We start from the raw sequence: 3652 nt of genomic DNA, 5'->3' as shown, positions 1-3652 counted from the left end.
CGGCGCGCCTGCACACCGGGGCGGGGGGCGCGGCGGGCCGGCTGGTCGGCGCCCTGCTGCGGGCCCTGCCGCTCACCCCGGCCACCGTCCCGGCGGACCTGCACCGGCTGCACGAACTCGTCCTGGAGGTCGCCGAGCGGGCCGGGGCGCCCCGCCGGGCCGCCGCCGCACTGCTCAACCTGGGCGACCTGCAGGCCGCCGCGGGCCGCTGGGAGCGGGCCGCCGAACGGTACCGGGCCGCCCTCGACCGGGCCAGGGCGGCGGGCGACGAGTCGGGGTGCGCCCGCGCATTGGAGAGCGCGGGAGGGTGCTACCGGGCGCTCGGCGACGCCGTGCGCGCCGGAGATTCGTACGGGCGCGCGCTGGCCCTGCGCCAGGAGGCGGGCGATGCCCCGGCCGAGGCGCGGCTGCTGGCCCGGGTCGCCGAGGCGCACACCGCGCAGCGCCGCTTCGAGGAGGCGCTGCGCGAGTACCGGGCGGCGTTCGGGATCTTCCGGCGGCTCGGCGACGAGCGGGGCGCAGCCCTTGTGGCGCTTGCCCTGGACCGCCTCCAGCAGCAGCTCGCAGGCGAGTGGAATCACCCCATTGCGGAGTAGTGTCTGATATGCGGCATTCGTGGGCCTTTGTTCACGGGAGCGAGGTGCAAGCCTACGAACCTGCCAATCGGATCCGCTGATTTATTCAGTTTGGAAGGCTGACGGATCCGCTGGGCTTCATTACACTCGACAGCAGTCGCGCAGCGATCCGTGCCCCGGCGTTCTCCGGAGGCCTTCCCCGTGCGCGCCGCCCGCCGGTCTTCCCCCGGCCGGGACCCCCAGGCAAGAGGGACGTGTTTAGCCGTGAAGGTCGGCATCCCCCGCGAGGTCAAGAACCACGAGTACCGCGTGGCCATCACGCCCGCCGGCGTGCATGAGCTCGTCCGCAACGGACACGAGGTCTTCATCGAGGACAACGCCGGTCTCGGCTCCTCGATCCCCAACGAGGAGTACGTGGCCGCCGGTGCCACCATCCTCCCCACGGCAGACGAGGTGTGGGAGACCGCCGACCTCCTGCTGAAGGTCAAGGAGCCCATCGCCGAGGAGTACCACCGCCTCCGCAAGGGCCAGACCCTCTTCACCTACCTGCACCTGGCGGCCGACCGCGCCGGCACCGAGGCGCTGGTCGCCTCCGGCACCACCGCGATCGCCTACGAGACCGTGCAGCTCGCCAACGGCGCCCTGCCGCTGCTCGCCCCGATGTCCGAGGTCGCGGGCCGGCTGGCCCCGCAGGTCGGCTCCTACCACCTGATGCGCCCGGCCGGCGGCCGCGGCGTGCTCCCCGGCGGCGTGCCCGGCACCCACCCGGCGAAGTGCGTCGTCATCGGCGGCGGCGTCTCCGGCTGGCACGCGGCCACCATCGCCATCGGCATGGGCTACGACGTCACCCTGCTCGACCGCGACATCAACAAGCTGCGCGAGGCCGACAAGATCTTCGGCACCAAGGTGAAGGCCATCTCCTCCAACTCCTTCGAGCTGGAGAAGGCCGTCCTGGAGGCCGACCTCGTCATCGGCGCCGTGCTGATCCCGGGCGCCAAGGCCCCGAAGCTCGTCACCAACGAGCTGGTCTCCCGCATGAAGCCGGGCTCCGTGCTCGTCGACATCGCCATCGACCAGGGCGGCTGCTTCGAGGACTCCCGTGCCACCACGCACGCCGAGCCGACCTTCCAGGTCCACAACTCGGTCTTCTACTGCGTGGCCAACATGCCGGGCGCCGTCCCGAACACCTCCACCTACGCGCTGACCAACGCGACGCTGCCGTACATCGTCGAGCTGGCCAACCGCGGCTGGAAGGACGCGCTGCGCCGCGACGCCGCGCTGGCCAAGGGTCTGAACGTGCACGAGGGCCAGATCACCTACAAGGCCGTCGCCGACGCCTTCGACCTGGAGTCCGTCTCCCTGGAGACCGTGCTCGCCTGACGCGCCGGCACCTCCGTCGCCCCCGGCCCGCTCCCCTCGGGCCGGGGGCTTCGGCGCGCCCGCACGCCCACGGGCCGGTGACCGGCCGGTGGACGGGTGATGTCAATTCATGTGCAACGTGTCACCCGCCCTGCGGACCCGGTCACCGCGGGTCACCCCGCCGCGGGGGCGCGGCGACCCCGGAATCGTGAGGGTTCCCGGCCCGCGCAAGCCTTGACAGCGGGTGGTCGGGGAGCCGACACATCGTGCCCACTACCGTGGATTGTGTTGCTGCGAACGCCTGGAACGGCCTAGAGTCGCAAACCGTCGGCAAGCTGCCACGCTGACGTATCGACATAGAGTCCTGGAAGCCCAAGGAGGTAAGACGACTTGTGAATGAGTCGACATTTGCTCCCGGGGGTGGTCAGCCAGGACTGGCGGAGCTCGCCGCCGGACAGCCGCACGACGAGTACGCGCGGCCGGCGACGGTGGGTACGGCGGAGATCGGCTCGGTCGCGGTCCGCACCTTCGAGGCGCGCCAGAGCGGCACCGCCGCCGGCGCCGACTACGACGCCGAGCTCGGCGCGTACGGCCTCTCCTACGCCGACCTGGGCTACGGCCCCTACGACGACCCGGACGCCGAGTACGAGCCGGACCCGGAGTACGCCGCCACCCTGGCCCCCGACGCCGCCCGGCAGCGCCGCGAGCGGGTCGGCCCCACCGGCCGTCCGCTGCCGTACTTCCCGATCCCCGCGCCGGTGGCCGAGCACGGCCCCGCGCAGATCATCGCCATGTGCAACCAGAAGGGCGGCGTCGGCAAGACCACGTCGACCATCAACCTGGGTGCGGCGCTGGCCGAGTACGGCCGCCGGGTGCTGCTCGTCGACTTCGACCCGCAGGGCGCCCTCTCCGTCGGCCTCGGCGTGAACCCGATGGAACTCGACGTCACCGTCTACAACCTGCTCATGGAGCGGGGCCTGACGGCCGATGAGGTCCTGCTGAAGACCGCCGTCCCCGGCATGGACCTGCTGCCGTCCAACATCGACCTGTCGGCCGCCGAGGTGCAGCTGGTCAGCGAGGTCGCCCGCGAGTCCGCGCTCGCCCGCGCCCTCAAGCCGCTGCTGCCGGACTACGACTACGTCATCATCGACTGCCAGCCCTCGCTCGGCCTGCTCACCGTCAACGCCCTGACGGCGGCTCACAGCGTCATCGTCCCGCTGGAGTGCGAGTTCTTCGCGCTGCGCGGCGTCGCGCTGCTCACCGAGACCATCGAGAAGGTCTGCGAGCGGCTCAACCCGGAGCTGCGCCTCGACGGCATCCTCGCCACCATGTACGACTCCCGTACGGTGCACAGCCGCGAGGTGCTGGCCCGGGTGGTCGAGGCCTTCGGCGAGCACGTCTTCCACACCGTCATCGGACGCACCGTCAGGTTCCCGGAGACGACCGTGGCCGGCGAGCCGATCACCACGTACGCGACCAACTCGGTCGGCGCCGCCGCCTACCGCCAGCTCGCCAGGGAGGTGCTCGACCGGTGCCGCCCCGCCGAGTGAGTCTCCCGGGAGCCGACGAGCTGTTCCGGACCACCGGGGGGATGGCCCTGTCACCCTCGCTGGGCCGGTCGGCCGAGGCCACCAGACCGGAGACCGCCCGGCCCGCCGAGCAGCCCGCCGCGGCCGGCGACACCGCCGCCGACGGGGCCGCCACCGAGGCCGCCCAGC

General features: G+C 72.3%; 3 protein-coding genes. All 3 read left to right on the top strand.

The features are described from left to right. A partial coding sequence (locus tag ABZ641_RS29365; protein WP_359986595.1) for a tetratricopeptide repeat protein occupies window positions 1-596 on the top strand: 596 nt, incomplete at its 5' end. A gap of 243 nt (window positions 597-839) precedes the next feature. Beyond that, window positions 840-1955 carry an alanine dehydrogenase gene (gene ald / locus ABZ641_RS29360; protein WP_344628508.1) on the top strand — a complete coding sequence of 372 codons (1116 nt, stop codon included), beginning with the start codon at window positions 840-842 and terminating at the stop codon, window positions 1953-1955. A gap of 371 nt (window positions 1956-2326) precedes the next feature. Continuing rightward, a complete protein-coding gene (locus tag ABZ641_RS29355; RefSeq protein ID WP_344628507.1) occupies window positions 2327-3484 on the top strand; it encodes a ParA family protein in 1158 nt (385 codons plus the stop codon). Window positions 3485-3652 lie beyond the last annotated feature (168 nt).

It is taken from the genome of Kitasatospora sp. NPDC007106 (genome assembly GCF_040634455.1).
GTDB lineage: Bacteria > Actinomycetota > Actinomycetes > Streptomycetales > Streptomycetaceae > Kitasatospora > Kitasatospora arboriphila.
Note: the sequence above shows the minus strand (reverse complement) of the source record. Positions and strands in the feature narration are given on the sequence as shown.